Origin of the sequence: Mesorhizobium sp. BR115XR7A (assembly GCF_020165315.1) — a bacterium.
In the GTDB taxonomy this organism is placed as follows: domain Bacteria; phylum Pseudomonadota; class Alphaproteobacteria; order Rhizobiales; family Rhizobiaceae; genus Mesorhizobium; species Mesorhizobium australicum.
In genome coordinates this window covers 52,225-78,153 of sequence record NZ_JAIUHW010000021.1, presented here as the reverse complement: position 1 = coordinate 78,153, position 25,929 = coordinate 52,225, and the positions used below count along the sequence as shown (strand labels likewise).

Sequence of the window (25,929 nt, the reverse complement as noted above, 5' to 3'; positions counted from 1 at the left end):
CGTTTACCTCGCTGACGATTTCCGGAGCGTGGTTGGTGTGTCTTTCCCGGCGCACGGACCGCGCTTTCGATTGTTGAGCGGGACATGGACCCAATTCGCATCGACGATCCACGCGATCCGCGCGTCGCAGCCTATCTCGATATTCGCGAGCGCGATCTGGCGGGCCGGCAAGGCCGCTTCGTCGCCGAAGGCAAAGTGGTGCTCGACCTGCTTTTGTCGTCGAGCCGCTTCACCGCCGAATCCATCCTGATCCTGGAAAACCGGCTTGGCGGCCTGGAGGAGGTGCTGCGCAAGGCGCAAGCGGACCTGCCGGTCTATGTCGTCGCCAGCGGGGTGATGGACGCGATTGCCGGATTCCACATGCACCGCGGCATCCTGGCCATCGGCCGCAAGGAGACGCCGCATCCGGCCGGGTCATTGCTGGATGCCTTGCCCGCTCAAGCCCTGATCGTCGTGCCTGTCGGCATCGCCAACCACGACAATATGGGTTCGATCTTCCGCAACGCCGCCGCTTTCGGCGCCAATGCGGTGCTGATGGACGGGACATGCTGTGATCCGCTGTACCGCAAGGCGATCCGGGTTTCGGTCGGCGCCGCGCTCAAGATCCCTTTTGCGTCCTTCACCGACACCGCGGGCTTCACCGCGGAGCTCGACCGCCGGGGCTATGACCAGTTCGCATTGTCACCGCGCGGCCGGATCGACATACGCGATGCACGGCGCGGCGAGCGGCTGGCACTCTATCTCGGCACCGAGGGCGAAGGCCTGCCCGAAAGCCTGCTTGCCCGCCTGCAAACCGTGCGGATCACCATGTCGAAGGGCTTCGACAGCTTGAACGTCGCTGCCGCCTCGGCCATTGCCCTGCATCATTTCTCGCGCTGACGATCATGTGAGCCAGGACACGGCGAAAGCGTCAGCCTGCACGGCGTCAGTTGGCTTCTGCTTTCTGCAAGGCGCGCACGCGATCGGCGAGGCTGCGGTCGTTGCCGGCAGAGCGATTGTCCTGCGGCGCGGCGAGCGCCTTGGCGATTGGTGAATCGGGGCCTTCGAGCTTGGCCGTCAGGTGGACCACCTCCGCCGCCAGCTCATTCATCTGCTCGCGCAGCGCGGCACCATTGCCGTTCGTCAAACCCGACGATGCCGCGGCGCCGAGATCCGCCTTGAGGCGCTTGTTCTCGCGCGCCAGCGCCGTCAGCCTGGCCTCCAGCCGTTCGCGGTCGCCGTCAAGCTTGGCAATCGCCCGGTCCAAATCGTCGCGCTTGCCGGCCTCCTCGTGCCGGGCCGGCTCATCTGGCTTGCCGACCAGCCGCAGGGCCGGTGCGCCGTCCTCGGTTTTCGATTTTTCCCGCAACCGCGCCAATTCCTTTTCCCGCCGATCAAGCTTGTCCTCACGGTCGGCGAGCGTTGCGAGCAGCCGCTGGACCTTCTTGTCGAGTTCAGCGGCCCTTTTCTTCTCGGCCTTCAGGGCATCGCGCGCGGCCTTGCTTTCGGCCACGATCTCCTGGCTGCGCCGATCCGCTTCCTTGCGCTGGCCGCGCAGCAGCACGATATCGCTGGCAAGCTTCTGCAATTCGGATTCGCGGGCCACGAGTTCGATCTGGCGGCTGCTGGAGGCAAAACTGGCGTCGTCATACATGTGCTCCAGCTTCTCGAGATCGAGCGCCCGCCTTTCCAGCTTTCGTTCGGTTTCCTTGAGCCGCTCCGAAAGCTGATGCAGTTCCTCTTCGCGCTGTCGAAGCGCTTCGTTCTTGGCGCCGAGTTCGGCGAGCGCGTGGTCCTTGTCCGTGCGCTCGACCGCCAGCGCCTTCAGCGCCTCGCGGCCGCGATTGATCTCGACGAGTTGTTCGGCCGCCTTCTCGCGCAGCGTCTTGACGTTGATTTCGAGGCGCCGCGTCGTCATGGCGTATTCGGCCCGGATCCGGTCCTTGTCGGCCTGGATCTCGGCTTGCGTCAGCGGAATGGAGGCCTCGATGCGCCTGCGGGTCAGTGCGACGGCACGCCGCCAGACGGCGGGAGCCACCATCAGCGCCAGAAAGCCGGCACAGAGAAAGCCGAGGGCAAAGAACAGGACCGACTGAACCAAAGGACTACCCGTTATCGACGACAACTTGGAAGGCTGGACCGTGCCATCTTGGCATGGCGGAAATCCGGCACCGCGGCAAGGGCTTGCCGCGGCCCATTCGGGTCGTCGGTTGAGGAATCCGGTCGAACCGTCCGTGATTCGCTCATATCGGCCGGATCAGAACGGATTCCAGGTCGCCCGCTCGGTCAGTTTCAGGTAGCCCAGATTGACGCCGAGCCGGGCGCCGACGCCGGTACGGATCGGCACCAGCAGCACATTGTTGTTCTTCAGCACGTTGAAGCCGACACCCGCCACCACATAGGCCGAACCGGCGACGCCGCCATAGCGATTGTAGAGGTTGCCGACATCGTCGAGATTGTAGACCAGCATCATCACGCGTGACCCCTCGCCGCCGAAATCCCAGCCCAGCGACGGGCCTTGCCAGAACACTTTGTGATCGCCGGCATTCTTGGTGTAGAGCGTGCCTTCGCCATAGGTCAGGCCGCCGATCAGCGCACCGGATCCCTCCTCCCCAAGCAGGTAGCCATTGGGCAGACCGTAGGAGGCGAAAATCTTCTCCACGACGGTGGCCAACCCGCCCGACGTCGCGCCGAAGAACTTGTGGCCGGAATCGACAATCTCCTGAGCGGTGTACTCCTGCGCCCGCAGGGGCGATGTCGAGAAGACGAGAACGCCCATGAGCGCGATCGCCATTGAGAGGACACGGAGAAAACTCCGGTCATAGATTCGGGAAAACATGCTTCCAATCTCCGTCATGAAGCACTTTCGCCGACGCCTCGCATCCGTACAGCTCTTTAGGCGGCCGTTAAGGATGACTGTTAGGGGCAAACTATGCCGTAATCCTTTTTCAACCATTAAACTCCCACATGAAGATGGCGGTTCGAAGGCTCTTGGCCGCTCGAGGGGACACGCAGCCTGCGTGAACGCGCCATATGCCATGACGGCAATTTTGGATTTGTTGCTGCACGCACGGGCGCTGTGTATTCAGAAAGCCTTGGGTTGAAGCGTGATTCGTGTGGGCAGGCGCGAAGATCGATCGCTCGGCCGTCAAATGGAAGATTTTGCAGGGATTTCGCCGATGGCCGATCTGTTCACCCTTACCGCTCCCGACCTGGCGGCACTTTTATGCAGCCGCGTCTGCCACGACATCATCTCGCCGGTCGGCGCGATCAACAACGGGCTTGAACTGCTCGACGAGGGCGGCGCCGACGAAGACGCCATGCGGCTCATCCGTCAGAGTGCAAAAAACGCTTCGGCGCGTTTGCAGTTCGCCCGCATCGCCTTTGGCGCGGCCGGCTCGGCGGGCATGATGATCGACACCGGAGATGCCGAGGCCGTCGCCATCGCCTTCCTCAAGAACGAAAAGCCGGAATTGGTCTGGAATGGAACCCGTGCGCTGCTGCCCAAGAACAAGGTCAAGCTGCTGCTCAACCTGCTGCTGGTCGCCAACGCCGCCATTCCGCGCGGCGGCAAGCTGGTCGTGACGCTCGAGAATCTCGAAACCGAGCCGCGTTTTTCGCTTTCGGCAAGCGGGCCGATGCTGCGTGTGCCGCCGAAATTCCTCGAACTGCATTCCGGCCACAAGCCGGAAGAGCCGATCGACGCGCATTCGGTGCAACCTTATTACACGCTGCTGTTGGCCCGCGAGGCCAACATGACGATTTCGATCCACGCGACGCCTGAAGAAATCGTTCTTTCAGTGGCCTGAAAGTCGGCGCCGGCGGCGCGACCAAGCAAAGTATTTCAATCTGAAATATTTCATTGACGCCGCGATCGCGGCGCGATGATCTTTGCCCGCTCGTCGACACCGAAGCATCCACAAGGAAAAACCCGCCGAACGGTATCTTTGCAAAAATTTTACCTAACGGCTTTTCGGCTTCTTTACCAGATCAGTCTAGGCTGCACCGTAGATGCCCCGCACGACCGGATCGCCCAAGGGCAAAGAGGACGCGGAAATGAAACGCTGCATGTTCGTCGACGATTCAAGCGTCATCAGGAAGGTTGCAAAACGCATCCTGGGCGGTTCCGACATGATGGTCATCGAGGCGGCCAGCGGGCTTGACGCACTGGAGATGTGCGCCGCCGACATGCCCGACATCATCGTCATCGACGGCGCCTTGCCGGATATGCAGGCGGTCGACCTCATCCGGCGCGTGCGCGCCATGGAAAGCCCGATCCGGCCGCAGATCCTGATCTCGCTGGTCGAACTCGATATCGCGTCGATCATGCGAGCCAAGCGCGCCGGCGCCCAGGGCTATCTGTTGAAGCCCTTCAATCGCCCGCAACTGCTCGAACGTTTTCGCGCCTTGAAAATCGCTGCCTGAACGGAAGCCGTTCCAGGCAAACCGCGCGGTGGTCTGTCGTGTCGCACAAAAACAAATAATTGCTCCACAATGCAAAAAACCCGGCCAAGCCGGGTTTTTTAGAAGTGCGCTGCCGACTGCGCTCAGGCGCTGACGCGGATATCTTCCGGTTCGCGCAGCACATAGCCGCGGCCCCAGACAGTCTCGATGTAGTTCTGGCCCCCGGACGCGGCGTCGAGCTTCTTGCGCAGCTTGCAGATGAAGACGTCGATGATCTTCAATTCCGGCTCGTCCATGCCGCCATAGAGATGGTTGAGGAACATTTCCTTGGTGAGCGTGGTGCCCTTGCGCAGCGAGAGCAGCTCCAGCATCTGGTATTCCTTGCCGGTGAGGTGCACGCGCTGGCCGCCGACTTCGACGGTCTTGGCGTCGAGGTTGACCACCAGGTCGCCCGTGGTGATCACCGACTGGGCGTGGCCCTTCGAGCGGCGCACGATGGCGTGGATGCGCGCCACCAGCTCGTCCTTGTGAAACGGCTTGGTCATGTAGTCGTCGGCGCCGAAGCCGAGGCCGCGTACCTTGTCCTCGATGCCGGCCATGCCGGAGAGGATGAGGATGGGCGTCTTTACCTTGGAGAGGCGAAGCGTTCTCAAGACCTCGTAGCCGGACATGTCCGGCAGGTTGAGATCGAGAAGGATGATGTCGTAGTCGTAGAGCTTGCCCAGATCGACACCCTCTTCGCCGAGGTCTGTCGTATAGACGTTGAAACTTTCCGATTTCAGCATCAGCTCGATGCTTTGTGCGGTTGCACTGTCATCTTCTATCAGCAGAACACGCATTTCATTCCCCTTTTCTGCCGCCGGACCATTTCACGACCCGTCCTGTCCCGGAGCAGTGGTTGCCTTGTGCAGAGGCTGCCATCGAATGGTTAACAAAACCTAATTTCCCGTCCAATACGGTATCAGATTTTTTAACCCCTTTCTACACCCTCTTGAATCTAATAACGAATCACAGACCAAAATTCCTAATGCAGCACATTAATAACCCGGACTAAGTGACTCCAGGGACTCATCGACGCGGCTTCGCTTCGGCGGCCGGAATTTTTACCCGGCCTTAAGCCCTGACCCGTATGATTAACAATGCCCGTAAACGAATGGTTACCGTCGGCAAAAAACTTTAGGGTTTTGTTTCCCATAGTGCGGGGAAAGCCGGTGGATACGGGCAGCGCTTGGACCTTTCCAGGTGGTTTGGACGATATGTGCGGGTGTGCGTTTCCGGGAGTACCGAATCATGAAGTCACGTGAAAACCTCGTTCGGCTGAAGCAATTTCAGGTGAATGAGAAGCGGCGCCAGCTGCTGCAGCTCGACATGATGATCGCCGAGTTCGAGCGCATGGCCGTCGAATTGGAGCTTCAGATCACCGCCGAGGAAAAGAAAGCCGGCATCACAGATATCAATCATTTCGCCTATCCGACCTTCGCCAAGGCGGCGCGCCTGCGCCGCGACAATCTCAGGAACTCGCAAGGCGACCTCGCCCAGCAGCGAAGCGCCGCCGAATCATTACTCGGCGAAGCTGAAGCGGAGCTTTCCAAGGCTGAGATGCTGGAGTCGCGCGATACCAAGGTTCGCGAGACCGAAACTGGCGGCCGCAGCGCCATGATCGGCTGAGCCGGCCGACATCGGCGCTATTTGGCGCACAAGCGCGCGCCCTGTCAGGCGACAGCTCGAACCGGCAACAGCAAGCCGCCGCGGAAGCGCTGCTGGCACGCAAGACCTACGCCGCCCAATCCTCCTTTTTGGCGCTGGCCCTCGCCCGGGCATCCCCTAATATCAGGCGCAGCTGCTCCGCCCGTGATCTGATCTGGGCAAGCAGTCCGGCCAGGTTATGGCCGAGTTCGGTCAGTTCATGTTCGACGCGTGGCAAGCGCGCCATTGCGCAGCCAGCCTTTGCGCAGCGCGCCTACGCCAGTTCGCGCAATATCAGGGTCGAGCGCATGTCGGTGGTGCCCGACCGCGAGGGCTTGCCGGATTGATCGACGCGCAAAAGCCTGCCGTCCATGTCGCCAGGGCTTTTCCACTCGACCAGGCGGGAGCCGCCGACGCCTTTCTCACAACCAAGCCGATCGGCAAGGTAGCGCTGACCGTCTGAGCGGCGACACTGAAAGCAAAGGGCGCGGCATGCCGCGCCCTTGCTTGTGGTGAGACCGGCCTAGTGCCGGTATTGCTGGATACGCGTGGTGCGCAGCCCGGCAAGGCCATATTCGTCGATCGACGCTTGCCAGGACAGGAATTCCTCCGTGGTCAGCTTGTAGCGCTGGCATGCCTCTTCAAGGCTCAAAAGCCCGCCGCGCACTGCTGCAACCACCTCCGCCTTGCGCCGGATAACCCAGCGACGCGTGTTCGTCGGCGGCAGATCGGCAATCGTGAGAGGGCTGCCGTCAGGCCCGATAACATATTTGACTCTAGGTCTAACCAGATCGGTCATCGTACTCTCTACAAAAAACTCAAAGACCCAATCCCCGCCACGTTACCGCCACAGCTTTAAAAATTGCCTAAGCAGACCCTAATGACTAGGTAAGGATCGTGAACGCCGCGTTAGTCTTTTAGCGGGCATTTGAAATATACGGCCGGAAGGCCCGTTTTAGCCGGGAGAAATGTGCCCGTTCGCAGTGTCCGCCACGCCGGGGTCGTCCTGCAAGCTGGCGCCGCATGAAAGCTTGACCTATATTCTCGACATTGGCATTGAGCTGCCGCGAAATGAAAGCACCATGAACAGTCTCGACCTCCCCAGACGCCCCGAAGAGACCCGCGTCGTCGTCGCCATGTCGGGCGGCGTCGATTCATCAGTGGTCGCCGGCTTGTTGAAGCGCGAGGGCTACGATGTCGTCGGCGTCACCTTGCAGCTCTATGATCATGGTGCGGCAACGCATCGGGCCGGCTCATGCTGCGCCGGCCAGGACATCGACGATGCCCGTCGCGTTTCCGAGACGCTGGGTATTCCCCATTATGTGCTCGATTACGAGGAGCGGTTCCGCAAGGCGGTCATCGATCCGTTCGCCGAGAGCTACGTCGCCGGCGAAACCCCCATTCCTTGCGTTTCCTGCAACCAGACGGTCAAGTTCGCCGATCTCCTGGCCACGGCCAAGGATCTCGGCGCCGACGCGCTGGCCACCGGCCACTACATCCGCTCCGGCGCCAATGGCGCCCACCGGGCGCTTTACCGGCCGGTCGATGCCGACCGCGACCAGAGCTATTTCCTGTTCGCCACCACGCAGGCGCAGATCGACTACCTGCGCTTTCCGCTCGGCGGCCTGTCGAAGCCCCAGGTTCGCGCCATCGCCGAGGAGATGGGGCTGACGGTGGCCGCCAAGCAGGACAGCCAGGACATCTGCTTCGTGCCGCAAGGCAAATATTCCGACATCATCGCCAAGCTGAAGCCGACTGCCGCCAACCCAGGCGACATCGTTCATATCGACGGCCGCGTGCTCGGTCGCCACGAGGGCATTCTGCGCTACACGATCGGCCAGCGCCGTGGCATCGGCATCGCGTCCGGCGAGCCGCTCTATGTCGTCCATCTCGACGCCGAGCGCGCCCGTGTCGTGGTCGGCCCGCGCGAGGCGTTGGAGACGCACAAGATCTATCTGCGCAACATGAACTGGCTGGGAGACGGAGGCCTCGCCGATGTGCCCACCGGCGGCATCGAGCTGTTCGCCAAGGTGCGCTCGACCAGGCCGCCACGGCCGGCCGTGCTGCGTCACGAGGCAGGTGTGGCCTCGGTCGAACTGGCCGACGGTGAATCCGGCATCGCGCCTGGACAGGCCTGCGTGCTCTATTCCGACGACGGCAACGAGGCCCGTGTCTTCGGCGGCGGCTTCATCGTGCGCTCCGAGCGCGGCGCCGAAGCCGAAGCGATGCTGAGCCGGCTGGCCGCGAAGCCGGCGCAAGTTCCCGCCGAGTAGCTCTCCCCTGGCCATCGTACCAGGAGTGCGACGTACCAGTACGACGTAGCCTTCCTTCAGGCCGTGGATTTGGTGTGGGTGACGGTGCCGGCCGTCAGGATGCGCAGCACCCTGATCGCTTCCTCGCCGCTGGTGCGTGGTTCGGCGCGCGTTTCGATGCAGTGGATGAAGTGCTCCAGTTCGCGCGTCAGCGGCATGCCCTGGGCAACCGCGACATAGGACGGCTCATTGGTGGTGAATGCCCACTGGCCGCTGTCCTGCCACACGGCGTGGCGGTAGACCGCAAGCTTGCGCTCCCATGGCTCGACATCGTCGAACACCGCCATCGCCTTGGTTCCGACCACGGTCAGCCGCCGCTCGCGATAGGGGTTGAGCCGCGATGTGAAAAGATGGCTGCGCAGTCCGTTGGGAAAGCGCATGTGCAGATGCGCGAAATCGCTGAGATTGTCGAGGAGTGCCGCTCCCTCGCCGCGCACCTCGATCGGCTCGGTGCCGGTGATGGCCAGGATCATCGACAGATCGTGCGGCGCCAGGTCCCATAGCGCATCGTTCTCGGTATGGAACTTGCCGAGCCCCAGCCGGTGCGAATGGATGTAGCGGACCTCGCCGAGCTCGCCCTTGTCGATCAGCCCTTTCAACGTCTCGAAGGCGGGATGGAAACGCAGGACATGGCCGACCATGAACACGCGGCTATTGTCCTTGGCCGCCTGCACCGAGCGCTCGGCATCGGCCACCGTCAGCGCGATCGGCTTTTCCACCAGCACGTCCTTGCCGTTCTCGACGGCGCGCACGGCAAGATCGGCATGGAACTGCGGCGGCAAGGCCATGATGATGGCGTCGATGTCATCGCGGACGAACAGTTGGTCCGGCTCGATCGCCAGGCAGTCCTGTTCGCTGGCGAAACCTTCGGCGCGAGCCCGATTGGTGTCGGAAACCGCGTGCAATGCGCCGAGCGCCTTGAGGGTGCGGATGTGGTTGGAGCCCCAGTATCCGCAACCGAGGACTGCAATGCGCGGCTTCATCTGTTTCAAACTCTAAAAACTCGTGGCCGAGACATAGCGACGTGCCCCGTCGAACTCAACCCCGGCGGCACCAACCAGCTGTTCGTGCGGCAAAGCTTTTCTCCATCGAGAATAGCCCTGATATCGAATGCATCGAAGCTTGACAGGCTCGCCCTCCCAACCTTATATCCGCGCGACCTTGGCGAACGCCTCGAAATGCCTTTCGATTTAAGGCGGATTTCGGGCCTGTCGCCGCCCTGGCGGGGTAGCTCAGTTGGTTAGAGCACGGGAATCATAATCCTGGGGTCGGGGGTTCAAGTCCCTCTCCCGCTACCAATTTCTAGAATAATTTCAGATACCAATGGGCTCCGGCGCCCGAGAACCTTGGCTCGGTTTGCTATCCACGCAGCCATACCCGTTTGAGCGCGTAACGATCGAGTTCGCGGCCGATTTCCGCGCCGCCGCGTCAGCATCAGTGTGCTCAGGCTCTTGCCCTGCGGATCCTGCGCCAGCGACCGCATCACCTCGCCGCCCAGCGGCAGATATCCGAACAGTTCGGCATGTCGCCACGCGGCGTGCGCGCTAACAAAGGCTACAGGCTGGCCAGCGACATAGCCGAAGGCGCGGCCGACACCGCCTATGGGATGGCCTTGCCGAACTCGAACTCGATCCTGACGGAGTGAGTGGCCCCTGGCGTGCTCCTACTTGGCCAGGCGCGCGGCGTGCCACTTCAAATGGTCGTCCATGAAGGTCGAGATGAAATTATAGGAATGATCGTAGCCTTCCTGCATGCGCAAGGTGAGCGCGATGCCGGACTTCTTGCAGGCATCTTCGAGAAGCCATGGCCGCAGGCCGTCCTTGAGGAAGCCATCGGCGGTGCCCTGATCGACCAGGAATTCGCCGAAGCGGTGCCCGTCTTCGATCAGCGCTGTTGCGTCGTAGGCGCGCCAGGATTTCTCGTCCTTGCCGAGATATTTTTCCAGAGCCGGCCGCGACCAGTCTGCCGTCATCGGCTGAACGATCGGTGCGAACGCCGAGCAACTTCTGAAGTGCTCGGAGTTCTTCAGCGCGATGGTCAGCGCGCCATGCCCGCCCATGGAGTGGCCAAAAATCGACTGGCGCTCCATATCGGCGGGGAACTGGCTGGCGATCAGGGCCGGCAGCTCGTCGACGATATAGGAGTGCATCCGATAGTTCCTGGCGAAGGGCTGCTGCGTCGCGTCGAGATAGAAGCCGGCGCCCGAGCCGAACTGCCAATTATCCTTTTCATCGGCCACACCCTCGCCGCGTGGGCTTGTGTCGGGGCAGACCACGATCAGGCCGAGCTCGGCCGCCAGACGCCGGTATTCCCCCTTGTCCATGACATTGGCATGAGTGCAGGTGAGGCCCGACAGATACCAGAGCACCGGCAGTGGCCCATCCTTGGCCTGCGGCGGCACGAAGACGGCAAAGGTCATGTCGCAGGCGCAGGCTTCGGAAGCGTGTGAATAAACACCTTGCACGCCGCCATGCGACTTGGACGTGGAAACGACTTTCATCAGCTCTGCCTTCTCGTCAAGAAATCCCGGCCCGGCATAGCGGCCGGATGCATCGCTCGCAACCGCGAGCCGCTAATAAGTCCCGGCGGCGTTATCGAGGTGCACCCCGATAAATGCCGCCGGTAGACGCCAGGCTTTGCGAACACGCTGACCTAGCCGGGAGGCTGGAGGCCAGCGAAAAGCCAGACGTTTCGATGGCCGGCGATCGGGCCGGCAGGGCGCCGGACTTGACGATTGCCCTCAGTGCCTGATCATCCCGGCGTCGACATTCAGCGTCTGGCCGGTGATCCAGCGGGCGTCGTCGCTGGCCAGGAACGACACGACATCGGCGATATGTTCGGGCTGGCCCTTGCCCTTCATCGCCTGCAGCATCTCGACGAAGCCGAACGCCTCGTTGTGCGGGCTCGCCTTGACGCCATCGCTCTCGATCAGGCCGGGCGTCACCGCATTGGCCGTGATGTTGTACTTGCCAAGCTCGGTGGCCAGCGCCCGGGTGAAGCCAATGACGCCGCCCTTGGCCGCGACATAGGCCGCCATGTTCGGCGTGCCGGCAAAGAAGGTGTTGGAGGCGATGCTGATCACGCGTCCGGCCTTGCCCGCCGCCCGCATCTGGTCGGTCGCCGCGCGGGTGACGATGAAGGTCCCCGTCAGGTTGACGTCGATGATCTTGCGCCAATGGTCGAGGTCGACGTCGTCCCAGGCGACGAACGGCACGATGCTGGCATTGTTGACCAGGATGTCGACGCCGCCGGTGAGTGCCTGTATCTCGCCAAACAGCGCTTTCACCGAAGCCGGATCGGCGATATCGGCTGCGATCGCCTTCGCCTTGCCGCCGATTTCGGCGGCCGCGGCCTTGGCACCCTCGGCATTGATGTCGCTGACGATGACGGTCGCGCCGTCGGCCGCCAGCCGCGCCACGATCGCCTTGCCGATGCCTTGTGCCGCCCCCGTCACCAGCGCCGTCTTTCCCGCAAGCCGTTGAGTCATGAAATTTCTCCCTCGATGCGCAGTCTGTTGATGTCTGTTCAGGCGTCGGCGTCGATCACCGCCAGCGCCGCGTCGATGCCCTTGCCGACCGCAAGCTTCTGGCCAGCCGCGTTCATGGCGCCGCCAAGCGCCGTCAGCGCCGCGATCGCATAGATCGGCTGTGCCGTCGGGCCCATATGGCCGATGCGTGTAAGCTTCCCCAAAGTTTCGCCGCGACCCGACGAAAACACCACGCCGTAGCGGGCGCGCGCTGCCTGGCGAAGTGCTTTCTCGTCGACACCGTCGGGTGTGCGAACGGCCGTGGTGCTCGGCGAAGCGATTGCATCGCTGGCGGCCCAGATCGACAGGCCCATGGCGACGACGCCGGCCCGCATGGCCTTGGCCGTCAGTGCATGGCGCGCCCAAACCGCTTCTGGCCCCTCGTTGAGATAGAGATCGAGCGCCACATCCAGGCCGTTCACTTCGGCCACCGAGGGCGTGAAGGGGAATGGCTTGTCGCGCGACCAGGCGTTCTCCCAGTCGACGATGCTCAGCATCGAGGCGCGGGGCGCCGCCTTGTTGGCCTTCATCTTGGCCCAGGCGCGGTCGCTGACCCCCATGATCGTCAGCGCTGGCGGCGCGCCAAGACATTTGCCCGGGCCGGTCACATAGATGTCGGCCTTGCAGTCGTCCGGATGCGTCTTCATGCCACCGAAAGACGAGACGGCATCGACGATCAGGTAACCGCCATGCGCCGACACCAGCGCGCCGATGGCATCGATCGGGTTGATCGTGCCCGACGGCGTGTCGTGATGGCAGACGGAGACGACAGTGATTTCCGGATGCGCCTTCAGCATGGCGGCAACCGCCTGCGGGTCGATCGCCTCATTGTAGGGCACTTCGATTTCGAGGAGATGCGGTGTATAGCGCTTCGCCCAATAGCCGAACCCCTTGCCGTAGACGCCCGAGGCAAGGTTGAGCACGACGTCGTCCGATGTGATCAACGACGCCGCCGCCGCCTCGAGACCCAGCACCGGCTCTCCGTGCAGGATGACTGGCTTGTTGGAAAGCCGCATCGCTTTTTGAGCCTTGTCGACGGCCTTCTCGTAGAAGAGCTGGAAGGCCGGGTCATAGTCGTAGAGCACCGTGCGGCCGAGGCCTCGCAGCACCTCGGCATAGGCATTGACTGGCCCCGCCGTCAGCGTGAGGACCGGATCCGCGTGATCGGGATAGCGCATGGTCTTGGTCTCCGGATTGGCGGCGATCAGCCGTAGAACTGTGTGCCGGTTTTGTAGCTCTTGAAGTTGTCCATGTCGTGCGAGTACATCAGCTCGGCGCCGTGATCCTCGGCAAGTTTCTTCACCCTGCGCATCGAATTGACGCCCGCGACCGGGTCGATATGGAAGGCGGCCTGGCAAAGCGTTTCCAGGCTCTTCTGCGTGTAGGCTGCGTCGATCGTGAACATGATCGGCTTGCGCTTGGGAAACTCGACCAGAAGGCTGTAATGGCCGATCGAGTGGCCGGGGGTGGAGATCAGTTTCACGCCTTTTGCCAGTTCGATGTCACCTTCGATGCCCTCGAAAGTCGAGTTGGCCCGTGTCGTGCCTGCCAGCAGTTGCGCGGTCGCGCCACGTGCCTCCGCCGCTTCCGCCGAGAAGCTCAGGTCCGAATAACCGAGATGTTCGAAGGGCTGCGGATTGCAGGCTTGCGGCACCTCCGAACGGTGGCAGATCTTCTTGGCATGCGGAAAATACTTGTTGCCGCCGCAATGGTCGAAATGGAAGTGCGAGTTGACGACGACGTCGATTTCCTTCGGCTCCAGCCCGAGCAGCGCCAGCGCGCCGGGAATGGTCTGGTGCTTTTCCTGGATCGGCTTCTCGAAGGGCAGCACCTTCATGACGTGGTCGTAGTCATAGCCGGTATCGATGAGGAAGCGGCCCTCGGCATGCTCGATCAGGATCGAATAGACGGGGAAGCGCACTTCGCCGCCTGGGCCACGGTTCCAGAACACATGATAGCCGTCGAGGACAAGTGAGCCGCCGTCGAGCAGGTAGACCTTGGTATCCGACATTGTTGCCTCCTTTTCCGGCGCGGGTTCCATCCGCGCGTCTGGTTTTTCTCAGCGCGCCCCGCGCTCGTATGGAATGCCCAGTGCCGCCGGCAGGCTGGCCCGCCGCCCGAACAGCACCAGCATGATCATCACCGCCAGGAACGGCAGCATCTGGATGACATCGGTCGGTATGTTGATGCCCGCCACCTGCATGGCCGTCGTCAGCGACAGGCACACGCCGAACAGAAGAGCGCCAAACAGCACCCAGATCGGCCGTCCCCGCGCCAGCATCGCCAGCACGATGCCGAGAAAGCCGGCGCCATTGGTGATGAACGGAATGAACAGGCCCGCTCCGACATTGGCGAGGTAGGCGCCGCCAAGCCCCGCCAGCGCGCCGGTCGTCAGCACCGCGATGGTACGGGTCCTGATGACGTCGATGCCGGCGACATCGAGCGCGGCCGGCTTGTCGCCCGCTGCCTGCAGGTTGAGGCCGAGCTGCGTGCGGCGGTAGAGGTGGCTCGTGGCGAACACCAGAGCGACCGCCAGATAGACGATCAAGTGATGCCTGAAGAAGGCCGGGCCGATCACCGGAATGTCCGACAGCAGCGGAATGACGGTTGCGTCCGCCGCCGGCAGGCGGGGATAGCTGCGCGAAAACTGGAAATGATGGAGCAGCGCCGTCAGGCCTTCGAGACCAAGCGTCAGCGCGATGCCGATGACGATCTGGTTCAGCCCGATGCGCACGCAAAGCAGCGCCATGATCAGCGCCACCGCGACGCCGCCCGCAGCGCCGGTGAGAAAGCCTAGCCACAGCGATCCCGAATAGAACGCGCCGACGAAGCCGAGATAAGCGCCGGCCAGCATCATGCCCTCGATGCCGATGTTGAGCACGCCGGCCTTTTCCGACATCTGCTCGCCGAGCCCGGCAAGCAGCAGCGGAACGGCGGCGGTGACGGCGCCAAACAGCAATGCGCTGAGAAAGACTTCGCTGAAGAGCCCGGTCATGCCCTACGCCTTTCTCGACTGATGATAACGGTGGTCGACATATTCGGCCAAGGCGAGCACGATCAGCACGATGGAGACCAGCACCAGCGTGAAGTGATTGGGCACGCCAAGCCGCCGCGCCGCGCTCTCGCCGCCGATCGACAATACGGAGAGCAGGAACACGAAGCCGATCGCGGCAAAGCCGTTCATGCGGGCGAGAAACACGGCCGGAATGACCGCCAGCCCATAGGCTGGATTCCAGTCGGCGCGAACATTGCCTTGCACGCCGATGATGTCGACAGCGCCGGCAAGGCCGGCGAGCCCGGCGGAAATGGCAAAGACGGCAATCGTCAGGCCGGGCACGCCCAGCCCCGCATGAACCGCCGCACGCGGATTGGCGCCGACGATCCTCAGTTTCAGCCCGAATGCCGTACGCGTCATCACCAGATGCACGATGATGATTACCGCCAGGCCGAGCAGCAGGCCACTGGTGATGGTGGTTTCGAACAGGCGCGGCAGCCGGTCTTCCACCGGCAGCGTGCGGGTCTGCGGCACGGTCGTGCCGGGATCGCGAAACACCAGCTTGACCAGCACATTGGCGAGCGACGTGCCGAGGAACGTCATCATCAGCGTGGTGATGATCTCGTTGACACCCTGATAGGCGCGCAGCAGCGCCGGCACCAGCGACCAGATCATGGCCACCAGCATGGCAATCAGGAACGCGCAGAACAACGCCAGCCAGGCTGGCATGACCTGCACCAGCACGGGAGCGCTGGCCGCCGCCGTGACGGCGCCGAGCAGGAACTGGCCGTCGCCGCCGAGGTTCCACATGCCGGCGCGAAAGGCAACGATCAGGCCGGCGGCGAGAAACAGCAGTGGAGCCATGCGCGTCAGCGTCTGCTGGATGCCGAGCGGCGAGAAGAGGCCCTTCTCCAGCACGTAGCCATAGTAAGCGAGCGGGTCGACGCCGACGGCAAGCAGAATGCAGCCGGCGATGACGAGGGCGGCAAGGATCGGCCCAAGCGTCATCAGCAGCCGGTGCACTATGTCGCGCCGCGTGGCGGCTGCGCTCGTGGCATCGAGTGCGGTGGCGCCGGCGGCGGGTGCGGTGTCGATGCTCATGCGGCAAGTCCGATCATCAGGCGACCGACCCTGGTGCGGGCGTCGTCGGCATTCGCCACGGTGCCGACCAGCACGCCATTGGCGATGACGGCGATGCGGTCGCACATGCTGAGCAGTTCCTCGAGGTCGGTGGAGATCAAGAGTACGGCGAGGCCGCGTGCCGCCGTGTCGCGGATGCGCTGGCGCGAGGCCAGCGTGTTGGCGAGATCGAGCCCGTAGGTCGGCTTGTTGAAGATCACCACCTTGGCGCCTTCGGCCAGTTCCCGCGCCAGCAGCACCTTCTGGATGTTGCCGCCGGAAAGCCGCGCCACCGGTGTCTTCAGGCTTGGCGTGCGCACATCGTATTCGCGCACGAGCTCGGCGGCACGCCTGTCGATCTCGGCGCGCTGCTCGACGCCGCTGCGCCAGAAGGGCGCCGCCCCGACTTGCTTGAGGAAGAAGTTGATGGAGACCGGGAACGTGCCGACGGTGCCCTCGCCCAGCCGGTCGTCAGTCAAATAGCGAAGGCCGCGCTGGCGGCGTTCGCCGACGCTCAGGGCCTCGATGGCGGTGCCCTCCAGCCGGACCGAGCCGCTGGTCGCCACCCGTTGACCGGCCAAGGCCTCCGCCAGCTGTTTCTGGCCGTTGCCATCGATACCAGCGATGCCGAGTATCTCGCCCGGGCGGATGTCGAAGGAGATCGACGACAGGCCGGGTACATTGTCGGTCGGCGCGACCGTGAGATCCGCGACCTGAAGCAGGGGCGCGGCACTGGCATCGACCGCGCGGGCCGGACGTTCGACCGCTTCGGGATCGTCCTTCTGCTTGCCGAACATCAGCTCCACGATCTCGGAAATAATTTCCTGCTCGCCGAGTGCGCGAAACCGCTCGGGCGGGATCTCGCCCACCTTGCGGCCGAGCTTGAGAACCGAGATGCGGTCGCCGAAGGCGGCCGCCTCCTTGAGCTTGTGGGTGATGAAGACGATCGCCAATCCCTGTTCGACGAGGCGCCGCATCAGCGCGCCAAGTTCCTCGATGCCCTTCGGCGTCAGCATCGAGGTGGATTCGTCGAGGATCAGCACCCGGCTGTTGCGCACCATGGCGCGCAGGATTTCGACTTGCTGCTGCTCACCGAGCGAGAGTTCCGAAACCTTGGCATGCAGTTTTACTGTGATGCCGAGGCTGCCAGTGATCTCGGCCACGCGGGCCGCAAGCTCTTCGGTCCTCGGACGCTGCCACCAGGGCCCGCCAAGAAGCAGGTTCTCGGCGACCGTCAGGGTGGGCACCAGCATCATGTGTTGGAACACCGTTCCGATGCCAAGCGCCAGCGCATGGCGCGGCGACGTGATCGGCGTCGGCTTGCCGTCGACAAGTATGCGCCCCTCGTCCGGCTGCTGCAGGCCCGACAGCATGCCGATCAAGGTGGATTTTCCCGCGCCGTTCTCGCCGAGCAGTACATGCACCTCGCCAGGATGGATCGACAGGTCGACGCTGTCGTTGGCGACGATGCCGGGAAAGCGTTTGGTCACGCCTTCGAGCGCGACGATGTCGCGGCTATCGACGGGCGATGAAGAAAGACTGCTCATGAAAGCCCAGCACTGGAAAACGGGAAATATCCGGAGGGGCGAACCGATCGCCCCTCCGGCAGCCGACTTCTGATCGCCTTACTGGGCGACGCTTGTCATCAGTGCCCTGACGGCGGCCGCGTCATAGACTGGCTCGACCTTGATCTTGCCGGAAATGACGTCCTCGCGCAGCGCCTGGATTTCGCTCCAGACGTTGTCGGGGATGGCGGCGGTCTTCAGCAACTGCACGGAATCGTCCTTGAGGCCGATCGAATAATGCTTGGTACCAAACGTGTCGGCCTTCAGGTCGGCGATCATCGCCGCGTAGACCGGTTCGATGTTCCACACCACCGACGACAGCAGGAAGCCCTTGTCGATTGGCGACTTGTCGCCGATGACGTCGATGAAATAGACCTTGCCGCCATCGGCGGCCTTTGTCGTCTCGACTGCCTGCAGCATACCGAAGCTGGAGCCGTTGCCCTGGCCGAAAATGATGTCGGCGCCCGAGGCGATAACGCTTTCGGTGACGCGCTTGCCGCCGGCAGCGTCACTGTAGGCGGCCGGCCCGATCACCGCATAGGTGATCTTGACGTCCGGGTTCTCCGCCTTCACCCCTTGCGCGAACGCCGCCGATTGCGAGTTCCACGATGGCGGTTCACCGGAGACGACGATGCCGACCGACTTCGAGCGCGACATCTTGGCGGCGAGACGGCCGGCCAGATAGGCGCCCTGGTGGCCGCTCAGCGTGTAGTCGGCGACGAGGCCTTTCTCCAGCCCGTTCGGCGTATCGACGATCGCTACCGGAACCTTCAGTTCCTTGGCGATCTCGGGTGCCGAGGTGTTGTAGCCGCTGGCATGCGCGATCAGCAGGCTGGCGCCGTCGGACGCGAGCTCGCGCAGCGTCGGACGGACATCGCCATAGCCGAGGCCCTGCGCCACGACCACCTCGACGCCGGCTGCCTTGCCGGCTGCCTTGGCGGCGTCGATGCCTTGCTGGTTCCAGCCATAGTCCGTGCCTTCTTCAGGCGTGAGGATGGCGATCGACTTGACTTCGCCGGCAAGCGCGCCGCCCGTCAAGATACCAGACAGTATTAATGCACTTACGCTACCCTTCAGGATCTTTAACATGTTACCCTCTCTGTTGATTTCCAATCAATATTTTTATTGTTATTGCGCACAAGCGAGATAGACTGCCTGAGAAAGCTACCCATGGAGCTCAGGCAAAGTGAAAATCCGTTATGTCCTCCCCGTGATGTTGGCGTTCACATCGCTTGCCAACGCGGTTGAGTTGCACCATGTGATCGTCCGCAAGGGCACCGACGGGCTCGATATGGTGCCGTTGACGATTTCGAATGCCGGCAAGGAAGGTGTGTCCTGCAACGCCGACTTCGCCCACTGGTATTCAGAAGGGATAGCGACGATAGAGCCGGGCATGAGCGCTCGTGTCGAACTCTGGTTCGATCCCAAGACCGGCACCTTCACCATCCTCAACGACAAGCGCGAAAACCTGCCGGTCGAGCGCCTGTGGTGTGGCCTCGCGGGTCGCGCATATGCCACGCGCGGGCAGATCGCGCTCGACCGAACCGACGCCGCCAAAGGCGAGCGCGAGGTGTCCTGCGGCATGGAGCAGGACAGCCTGGCATGCCGGTAGGCGCTCATTGATCGGTCCGTCCGGGCCATCGTGCCCTATTCCTCCAGGAACTTGTCGGTGAAGACGTCGTCGGCCGACAGCGCAGCTTTGAGCACGCCCTGGTCGGTGAGCGTCTTCAGCGTTTCCTCCCACTGCGTCTTCGTCATCCAGCCGAGGCCGTGGTCCTTGGTGTCGGGGCTGGTGAAGGTTGAGGCGACGTCGGCGTTGATCTGGGCCAGCAGCACATCCTTCTTGTCCGCGTAACCGGGTGCGGCCTTCGCGGTGATCTCGGCGGCTTCTTCCGGATGGGCGACGACATAATCGAAGGCTTCCCTGTAGGCCTTGACGAAACGGGCGACGACGTCGGGCTTGTCCTTGATCATTGTCTCCGAGGTGAACAGGCCGGAGCCATAAGCCTTCCAGCCATGGTCGGCGCCCATCATGATGCTGAGCGAACCGGGACCGCCCGCCTTGGCTTCCAGTTCGGGAACCTCGGCGTCGACATAGCCGACCACCGTCTGAACCCGGCCGAGAAGCAGATAGCTTTCATAGGGCGGCGAGACGCTGTTCAGCGTCATGTCCTTTTCGGTCAGGCCGTTGGCCGCCAGGAAGCCCTTGAAGAAGATGTAGGTCGAGCCCGCTGGATGAATGCCGATGGTCAGGCCCTTGAGATCGGCCGGCTTGGTGAGCTTCACCGTCTTGGCGAGCGACATGATTGCCAGCGGCGAGTGCTGGTTGACGGCTGCCACCGCCACCACCGGAACGCTCTGCGAGCGGGCCACGGCGAGCGTGGGAAGATCGCCGAAACCGAAATCCGCGTTCCCGTTGCCCACCAGCCGCATGGCATCCGGCGAACCCGAACCCTTGCGGATTTCGGCAACGTCGATGTCGTTCTTGGCGAAGAAGCCTTTTTCCTTGCCGACGAAGAACATGGCATGGTTGCCGCGCACCACCCAATCGAGTTGGACGGTGATCTTGTCAGCCGCCAGCGTCGCGTTCGAGAAGCCAAGCGCGCCGGCAAAGGCCGCAAGCGTGGCTACCTTGATAAGTGAGCGTCTCAGCATTTTTGTTCCCTTTTATTGACGGTGGTTGATCGAGAGGCCTAGGCCTGGCTGAATTTCGGTGCCCATGGCACCACGATGCGTTCGAGGATTTCGGCGGCGTAGTAGAAGGCGATGCCGAGCACGGAGACGAGCAGCAGCGCCGCGAAGACCAGCGCGGTGTCGAGCTGGGTCGAGGCGAACTGGATGACGTAGCCTAAGCCGTCCGAGGCACCGGCGAATTCGCCGACGATGGCGCCGATCACGCTCAGCGTGGCCGCGATCTTGGTTCCCGCCATCAGGTTCGGCAGCGAATGCGGAACGCGGATCCTGAACAGGATCTGCGTCGGGCTGGCGCCGACCGAATTCATCAGCGACAGCAGCGAGCGGTCGACCGACTGCATGCCGGCCAGCATCGACAATGTCACCGGAAAGAAGGCGATGACCAGGATCAGGCCGATCTTGGGCGCGAGCCCATAGCCGAACCAGAGAATGAAGATCGGCGCCAGCGCCACCTTCGGCACGTTCTGGAACAGCACCACCAGCGGATAAAGCGCCCGGCCCAGCCAGTCGAAGCGCACGATGACCAGCGCAATGGCGACGCCGACAACGACGGAGACAAGGAACCCGAACAGGATCTCGCCTGCCGTCACCAGTGTCGCCTGCATCAGCGTTGCCCATTGCGCGACCAGCGATTGCGCGATTTCGGACGGAGCGGGAATGATGAAGGCGGAGATAGCGAAAATCCGCACCACGGCTTCCCATACGACGATCGTCGCCAGCAAAAGTATGACCGCCGGCAGCCAGCTGCCGGTCGCGGCCACCCAACTCGAGGCAAACCGCGAGTCGGAGGGATTGGTGATGGGTTGATCGCTCATGACACGCCTCCCGGTTGGTGGCTGGCGCGCAGCATCGTGCGCAGTTGAACCACCAGCCTGACGAACTCCGGATCTTCCGTCACCGACAGATCGCGCGGATAGGGCAGGCCAATATCGAGGCTTTCGGTGATCCGGCCGGGCTTGATCCCCAGCACATGAACATGGCGAGACAAATGAATGGCCTCGTCGATGGAGTGGGTGACAAGAACGATGGTCTTGCCGGTGCGCTGCCAGATCTCCAGCAGCGACTGACCCATCTGGTCGCGGGTAATGGCGTCGAGCGCGCCGAACGGCTCGTCCATCAGCAGCACCGCCGGATCGAGCGCCAGCGCCCGCGCGATAGCGACGCGCTGGCGCATGCCGCCTGACAATTCGTTGGGACGCTTGTGGGCGCTGTCGCCCAGGCCCACCAGCTCAAGCATCTCCTGTCCGCGCGTCCGTAGTTGCGCGCGCGAAAGCGACTTGTCGGCGATACCTAGCAGCATGGAAGCGTTGTCGACGGCGTTCTTCCACGGCAAAAGGTTGGCGTCCTGGAAGACGAGGCCGATCATGCGTTTGCGCGCCGCCTCGACCGGCGAAAGCCCGGCGATCGAAACGCTGCCGCTTGTCGGATTTACAAGTCCGGCCAGAACCTTCAGCAAGGTGCTCTTGCCGCAGCCGGAAGGACCGATGAGAGAAACAAACGATCCCTTCGGTACCGAAAGATCGATGTTCTGCAGAACCAATTGCTTGGCCATGACCACCGAAACGCCCTTGGCGGAGATCAGGTCGTCGTGACGTATATGGGCCGGCCGGCCACCGGCTGCCCGAATGGTTTCAACACGCATGGCTTGGCCCTCCATGCGGTACCCCAACCCGACCGGCCTTGTGAGCACGATGTGTCATGGCTACTCCCGGCCCTCCAGGATGCGCCGCACCGCGACGAGCTTGCGCGCCCGTTCGCCTTGCAGCGCCTTTGTCTGCTCGGGCGTGTAGGAGAACATGCCCTCCCCCGATTTGATGCCGAGCTTCGACGCGTTCGTCTTTTCCAGCACCATCGGCGCGACATCGTCGCGATTGGAGAGATCGGCGTTGAGGAACGACGAAACGGACTTGTAGATATCGAGGCCCGCCATATCGAGCAGCGCCATCGGCCCGATGACCGCGATCTTGTAGCCGATGCCCCACGAGACGCAGGTGTCGAGATCTTCCGGCTCGATGACACCGCGCTCGACAAGGTCGACCGCCTCGCGCAGCAACGCATAGAGCACGCGGTTTTCGACGAAGCCCGGAACATCCTTCTTCACCACCACCGGCAAGAGGCCGATCGAGCGGATCAGGTCGCGAATCGTCGTCACGATATGCGGCGCGGTCTTTTCGCCTGCGATCACCTCGATCATCGGGATGATGTGCGGCGGGTTCGACCAGTGCATTCCCACCATCCGCTCGGGATGGGAGATGTGCGCCTGCAGCTTGGTGATCGGGATGCCCGACGTGTCGGACGCCACGATTGTGTCCGATGCGATCAGGCTGTCGATCGTGCGATAGACATCGGCCTTGATCGAAATGTTTTCAGGAACGTTCTCGATGACGAGGTCGGCGCCCGATACCGCGTCTGCGATGTCATCCGTGAAGCGGACCGTTCCGGCGCCGGCCGGTGGCGCCGCGATACCCAGGGCGTCGAGAACGCCCTCGGCCACGCCCAGCATGGACCCCGCGCGCTCGATCGCGGCCGGGGCAACATCGTAGGCGACGACCTGCAGGCCGCCCCTGGCGAGCCGGGCGGCCATGCCAGGCCCCATCGTACCCAGACCGATGATGGCGATACGCTGGATCATTATGCTGCCCTGCTTTGCGTTGCCGCTTTTGATGCCGCGACGAGATCGGCGGCTTTCTCGGCAATCATGATCACCGCCGCGTTGATGTTTCCGCAGACCAGGTCGGGCATGACGGAAGCGTCCACCACCCTCAGGCCGTCGACGCCGCGAAGCCGCAAGTGCGGGTCGACGACCGAGGCCGCGTCGGCGCCCATCCGGCAGGTTCCCGCCGGGTGATGCACGGTGATGGACGTCTTGCGGATATGCTCATCGATCTCGTCGTCGCTCTGGCATTTCGGGCCAGGGAAAAACTCCGCCTCGATGAAGGGCTGCATGGAGGGCTGCGACGCGAGGTCCCTCGCCACTCGGAAGCCGGCCCGAAGCGACTGCCAGTCCTTCGGCGAGGCGAGGAAATTCTGGTGGATCAGTGGCGCCGCGAAAGGATCGGCCGAGGCCAATTTCACCGCGCCCCGGCTTTCAGGCTGCGTCGCCACGATCCGTGTGGCGAACCCGTCCGGAAATGGCGCCTTGAACGGCTCGAAATACGGCCACGCGGCGAGCGGGGCGGCCGTGAACAGCAGTTGCACATCCGGCAACGGACGCTCCGGGCCGCTTTTCAGGAACGCGACGACCCCGCCAGGCACATCTCCCGAGAAACCTCGTCCGGTGAAGTAGGTCTTGGCGAAATCGAACCCGATCCGGTCGGCACGCATGTTGCGAAGGAAAGGGCCGCCCGGAGCCCGGCGCCGGTACATGAGAATGACCGAGACGTGATCCTGCAGGTTCTTGCCGACCGCCGGCAGGTTGACCCGCGTCTGGATACCGTGCGTCGCCAGTTCCTCTGGCGCCCCTATGCCGGACAGCATCAGAAGTTGCGGCGTGTTGATGACGCCGCCCGAGAGCAGGACTTCCCTGCGGGCGACGACCGACCGTTGGCCGCCGCCATGGTTCACAACCACGCCGGTGGCGCGCGTGCCCTCCAGCGTGATCTTCGTCGCCGTCGCTCCGGTCAGCACGGTCAAATTGGGTCGCTTCAGGGCCGGCCGCAGATAGGCGGACGCGGTCGAACTGCGCCGACCGTTCGAGATCGTCATCTGGAGCCGGCCGAAACCTTCCTGCCGCTCACCATTGTAATCGTCCGTCTGTGGATATCCTGCCTCCACGCTGGCCTGCGCAAACGCGTCGATCAGCGGGTCCTTGTAACGGCAGAACTGGGTGCTGACCGGGCCATTGCCGCCGCGAAAATGGTTCGGGCCTCCTTCCCAGCTTTCCTGCTTGCGGAAATAGGGCAGCACCTTGTCGTACGACCAATCATGGAGCCCGCTGGCCGCCCAACGGTCGTAATCGCCGCGATTTCCCCGCACATAGGCCATGGCGTTGGTCGACGACGACCCGCCGATCACCTTGCCGCGGGCGCACTCGACCCTGCGTCCGCCGACATTGTCTTCCGGTTCGCAGAAATACATCCAGTCGTGACGTCGCTCGGTCAGGATCTTGCCCCAGCCAAGCGGGATGTGGATCATGGGGTCGCGATCCCAGCCGCCGGCCTCGAGCAGCAGCACCGAACATCCGGGGTCGGCGCTCAGCCGGTTGGCGAGCACGCAACCGGCCGATCCGGCCCCAACGATGATGTAGTCGTAACTTTCCGCGTGCGGCATGGTGCGTTTCATTGCCTTGGTCCGGCGCTCCTGCGCCAGGGAACTATTGAAACCGAGCCCTGGACCATCCCGACCGGGGCCGGATGGACTAGGTATTCCTCAAGGCGGCCGGCACTAGGCCAGGCCGGCCTCTCTCAGACGCTGCGACCAGTGATTCCATCCTCGATCGATCTGGGCGCCGACGAGTTTTCCTGCCGTCTTTATCTCGCCCGGCGATAGATATTTGATGTTGCCGATCCGCAGGCCGGCCGTGAGCGCTGCCGCTTCCTGCTCGAGATAGAACGCCCGGAAGACGACCTCACGCACGGAGTTGCCGACATTGACGACGCCATGCCGCGCCATGAGCACCACTGTCTGGTTGCCGAGACTTTCGGCGATATCAGCGCAGATCGCGGGGCTGCCGCCGAAGAGATCCGTCTCGTCGCCATTCTTGTCGCGAATCTCGTAGACCGGGACTTTCTCGCCGATGAAAGCTCCCATGTGGGTGACCGGCCGAAGCGGCGTATCGACGAAGCAGTACGGCAGGACAGCGGGAGAATGGGTGTGGAGCACACACTGGACGTCGGGCCGCGCCTTGTAGATTTCGCTGTGGATGTAGCGCTCAAGATAGGACGGGCGATTGTCCGACGTCTCGCCGTCGAGATTGAAACGCTGGATGTCGTCGACGGTTATCAGGCTCGGAGCAAGCTTCTGCGCCAGGAAGAAGCTTTGGGGATCCTGGGGGTCACGGGCACTGATGTGCCCGAACGTATCCATGATGCCCTCGTTCAGAAGGATCTTCGTCGCCGTGACCAGCTCTTCGAAGACGGTCTGGTGTGCTGGGCTGTTGTCTTTCATTTCCAAATTCTCCCATTGCGCGGCGCTGGCGACCATTTTTATTCTTAGTTATCGGTCGCCGGCGTCGCGGATTTCACTTGTTTTCGTAGAGGCCAACGATCCGGTTTTGCTCGATGATGTTCCCGGCATATTTCTGCAGGAACTCCTCCCTGGTAGGCGTCCCTTCGACCTTGGTGTCCAGGGCATAGACCCAGAAGTAATAGTGATGTTCTCCATGGCCTGCGGGCGGCTGGGGCCCGTAATACTGCTTGCCGCCGGCGCCGTTTGGGCCGACGCGAAACTTCTCCTGCGCATCCGAAAGATCGGTGGTCGACGGATCGATGCCGTAGACGACCCAATGCGTGAAGCCGTTGGGCAAGGGCGCGTCGGGATCATGGCAGATGACCGCGAGTTCCTTCGTGCCCGCGGGGACGCCGCTGACCGTAAGCCTGGGCAACACATTGCCTTTGTCGCCGGCATGCTCGTCGCGCAACTTCCCGAGCGGCTTGAAATCCGCCGACGTAATCTTGAGGTCCTTGATGTTCAGGGGCATGGAATTCGTCC

General features: G+C 62.8%; 27 protein-coding genes and 1 tRNA gene. 8 read left to right on the top strand and 20 right to left on the bottom strand.

What is annotated here, in order from left to right; all coding sequences use genetic code 11:
* Positions 1-84: 84 nt before the first annotated feature.
* Complete coding sequence (locus LB557_RS30200) at positions 85-879, top strand: TrmH family RNA methyltransferase (RefSeq protein WP_140665203.1); 795 nt, start codon at positions 85-87, stop codon at positions 877-879.
* A 46-nt stretch (positions 880-925) separates the two neighbouring features.
* Here LB557_RS30200 and LB557_RS30195 read toward each other — a convergent pair whose 3' ends face one another.
* Both LB557_RS30195 and LB557_RS30190 read right to left on the bottom strand, forming a co-directional pair.
* The gene (locus tag LB557_RS30195; protein WP_141906214.1) at positions 926-2,080 is read right to left on the bottom strand and encodes a hypothetical protein; all 1,155 of its coding nucleotides are present in this window, start codon (positions 2,078-2,080) and stop codon (positions 926-928) included.
* A 156-nt stretch (positions 2,081-2,236) separates the two neighbouring features.
* Positions 2,237-2,773 (bottom strand): DUF1134 domain-containing protein, encoded by a 537-nt coding sequence (locus LB557_RS30190; protein ID WP_224530344.1) that lies wholly within the window; start codon positions 2,771-2,773, stop codon positions 2,237-2,239.
* A 385-nt stretch (positions 2,774-3,158) separates the two neighbouring features.
* On the opposite strand from LB557_RS30190, the gene chpT reads away from it, so the two are divergent.
* Positions 3,159-3,788: a histidine phosphotransferase ChpT gene (chpT, locus tag LB557_RS30185; RefSeq protein WP_015315996.1), complete on the top strand. Its 630-nt coding sequence runs from the start codon at positions 3,159-3,161 to the stop codon at positions 3,786-3,788.
* 247 nt (positions 3,789-4,035) lie between these two features.
* A complete protein-coding gene (locus LB557_RS30180; RefSeq protein ID WP_015315995.1) occupies positions 4,036-4,404 on the top strand; it encodes a PleD family two-component system response regulator in 369 nt (122 codons plus the stop codon).
* Between the two features lie 122 nt (positions 4,405-4,526).
* Here LB557_RS30180 and ctrA read toward each other — a convergent pair whose 3' ends face one another.
* Positions 4,527-5,222: a response regulator transcription factor CtrA gene (ctrA, locus tag LB557_RS30175; protein WP_006203583.1), complete on the bottom strand. Its 696-nt coding sequence runs from the start codon at positions 5,220-5,222 to the stop codon at positions 4,527-4,529.
* 451 nt (positions 5,223-5,673) lie between these two features.
* Here ctrA and LB557_RS30170 point away from each other — a divergent pair, with 451 nt between their 5' ends.
* Complete coding sequence (locus LB557_RS30170) at positions 5,674-6,051, top strand: flagellar export protein FliJ (RefSeq protein ID WP_140617636.1); 378 nt, start codon at positions 5,674-5,676, stop codon at positions 6,049-6,051.
* 541 nt (positions 6,052-6,592) lie between these two features.
* Here LB557_RS30170 and LB557_RS30165 read toward each other — a convergent pair.
* Positions 6,593-6,868 carry a DUF1153 domain-containing protein gene (locus LB557_RS30165; protein ID WP_006203587.1) on the bottom strand — a complete coding sequence of 92 codons (276 nt, stop codon included), beginning with the start codon at positions 6,866-6,868 and terminating at the stop codon, positions 6,593-6,595.
* A 283-nt stretch (positions 6,869-7,151) separates the two neighbouring features.
* Between LB557_RS30165 and mnmA the strand changes: the two genes are divergently transcribed.
* Positions 7,152-8,342, top strand: coding sequence for a tRNA 2-thiouridine(34) synthase MnmA (gene mnmA / locus LB557_RS30160; RefSeq protein WP_224641007.1), 1,191 nt, complete (start codon positions 7,152-7,154; stop codon positions 8,340-8,342).
* 56 nt (positions 8,343-8,398) lie between these two features.
* Here the strand turns inward: mnmA and LB557_RS30155 are convergent, their stop codons facing one another.
* Positions 8,399-9,364 (bottom strand): Gfo/Idh/MocA family protein, encoded by a 966-nt coding sequence (locus LB557_RS30155; RefSeq protein WP_015315992.1) that lies wholly within the window; start codon positions 9,362-9,364, stop codon positions 8,399-8,401.
* Positions 9,365-9,602: 238 nt separating this feature from the next.
* On the opposite strand from LB557_RS30155, the gene LB557_RS30150 reads away from it, so the two are divergent.
* Both LB557_RS30150 and LB557_RS31675 read left to right on the top strand, forming a co-directional pair.
* Positions 9,603-9,679: transfer RNA gene (locus LB557_RS30150), tRNA-Met, on the top strand.
* A gap of 224 nt (positions 9,680-9,903) precedes the next feature.
* Complete coding sequence (locus tag LB557_RS31675; protein ID WP_263484464.1) at positions 9,904-10,026, top strand: hypothetical protein; 123 nt, start codon at positions 9,904-9,906, stop codon at positions 10,024-10,026.
* A gap of 18 nt (positions 10,027-10,044) precedes the next feature.
* On the opposite strand, the gene fghA is transcribed toward LB557_RS31675, so the two are convergent.
* The 8 genes from fghA to LB557_RS30110 form a co-directional block, all read right to left on the bottom strand.
* On the bottom strand, positions 10,045-10,881 hold the full coding sequence (fghA, locus tag LB557_RS30145) for an S-formylglutathione hydrolase (RefSeq protein WP_015315991.1): 837 nt from the start codon (positions 10,879-10,881) through the stop codon (positions 10,045-10,047).
* A gap of 240 nt (positions 10,882-11,121) precedes the next feature.
* A complete protein-coding gene (pldH, locus tag LB557_RS30140; RefSeq protein WP_224641008.1) occupies positions 11,122-11,868 on the bottom strand; it encodes a pyridoxal 4-dehydrogenase, SDR-type in 747 nt (248 codons plus the stop codon).
* Between the two features lie 38 nt (positions 11,869-11,906).
* Positions 11,907-13,085: a pyridoxamine--pyruvate transaminase gene (ppaT, locus tag LB557_RS30135; RefSeq protein ID WP_224641010.1), complete on the bottom strand. Its 1,179-nt coding sequence runs from the start codon at positions 13,083-13,085 to the stop codon at positions 11,907-11,909.
* Positions 13,086-13,111: 26 nt separating this feature from the next.
* Positions 13,112-13,918 (bottom strand): 4-pyridoxolactonase, encoded by an 807-nt coding sequence (pldA, locus tag LB557_RS30130; protein ID WP_224641012.1) that lies wholly within the window; start codon positions 13,916-13,918, stop codon positions 13,112-13,114.
* Between the two features lie 48 nt (positions 13,919-13,966).
* Positions 13,967-14,902, bottom strand: a complete 936-nt coding sequence (locus LB557_RS30125) for a putative B6 ABC transporter permease subunit 1 (protein ID WP_224641014.1) — start codon at positions 14,900-14,902, stop codon at positions 13,967-13,969.
* A gap of 3 nt (positions 14,903-14,905) precedes the next feature.
* Positions 14,906-16,003: a putative B6 ABC transporter permease subunit 2 gene (locus LB557_RS30120; protein ID WP_015315986.1), complete on the bottom strand. Its 1,098-nt coding sequence runs from the start codon at positions 16,001-16,003 to the stop codon at positions 14,906-14,908.
* Positions 16,000-17,568, bottom strand: coding sequence for a putative B6 ABC transporter ATP-binding protein (locus tag LB557_RS30115; protein ID WP_224641016.1), 1,569 nt, complete (start codon positions 17,566-17,568; stop codon positions 16,000-16,002). The genes LB557_RS30120 and LB557_RS30115 overlap by 4 nt, the downstream gene beginning before the upstream one ends.
* A 78-nt stretch (positions 17,569-17,646) precedes the next feature.
* Entirely contained in the window at positions 17,647-18,675 is a 1,029-nt protein-coding gene (locus LB557_RS30110) for a putative B6 ABC transporter substrate-binding protein (RefSeq protein ID WP_224530117.1), read from the bottom strand.
* A 97-nt stretch (positions 18,676-18,772) separates the two neighbouring features.
* Between LB557_RS30110 and LB557_RS30105 the strand changes: the two genes are divergently transcribed.
* Positions 18,773-19,198 carry a hypothetical protein gene (locus LB557_RS30105; RefSeq protein ID WP_140617627.1) on the top strand — a complete coding sequence of 142 codons (426 nt, stop codon included), beginning with the start codon at positions 18,773-18,775 and terminating at the stop codon, positions 19,196-19,198.
* Positions 19,199-19,233: 35 nt separating this feature from the next.
* On the opposite strand, the gene LB557_RS30100 is transcribed toward LB557_RS30105, so the two are convergent.
* The 7 genes from LB557_RS30100 to LB557_RS30070 form a co-directional block, all read right to left on the bottom strand.
* Entirely contained in the window at positions 19,234-20,241 is a 1,008-nt protein-coding gene (locus LB557_RS30100; protein ID WP_140665222.1) for an ABC transporter substrate-binding protein, read from the bottom strand.
* 38 nt (positions 20,242-20,279) lie between these two features.
* On the bottom strand, positions 20,280-21,095 hold the full coding sequence (locus tag LB557_RS30095; RefSeq protein ID WP_015315981.1) for an ABC transporter permease: 816 nt from the start codon (positions 21,093-21,095) through the stop codon (positions 20,280-20,282).
* Positions 21,092-21,922, bottom strand: a complete 831-nt coding sequence (locus LB557_RS30090) for an ABC transporter ATP-binding protein (protein WP_140665227.1) — start codon at positions 21,920-21,922, stop codon at positions 21,092-21,094. The genes LB557_RS30095 and LB557_RS30090 overlap by 4 nt, the downstream gene beginning before the upstream one ends.
* Before the next feature lie 60 nt (positions 21,923-21,982).
* Positions 21,983-22,912: a 5-formyl-3-hydroxy-2-methylpyridine 4-carboxylate 5-dehydrogenase gene (gene fhmpcd1, locus LB557_RS30085; RefSeq protein ID WP_224641018.1), complete on the bottom strand. Its 930-nt coding sequence runs from the start codon at positions 22,910-22,912 to the stop codon at positions 21,983-21,985.
* A complete protein-coding gene (locus LB557_RS30080; RefSeq protein WP_224641094.1) occupies positions 22,912-24,549 on the bottom strand; it encodes a GMC family oxidoreductase in 1,638 nt (545 codons plus the stop codon). The genes fhmpcd1 and LB557_RS30080 overlap by 1 nt, the downstream gene beginning before the upstream one ends.
* Before the next feature lie 114 nt (positions 24,550-24,663).
* Positions 24,664-25,386, bottom strand: coding sequence for a class II aldolase/adducin family protein (locus tag LB557_RS30075; RefSeq protein ID WP_224641020.1), 723 nt, complete (start codon positions 25,384-25,386; stop codon positions 24,664-24,666).
* A gap of 73 nt (positions 25,387-25,459) precedes the next feature.
* Positions 25,460-25,918: a YbhB/YbcL family Raf kinase inhibitor-like protein gene (locus LB557_RS30070; RefSeq protein WP_015315976.1), complete on the bottom strand. Its 459-nt coding sequence runs from the start codon at positions 25,916-25,918 to the stop codon at positions 25,460-25,462.
* Positions 25,919-25,929 lie beyond the last annotated feature (11 nt).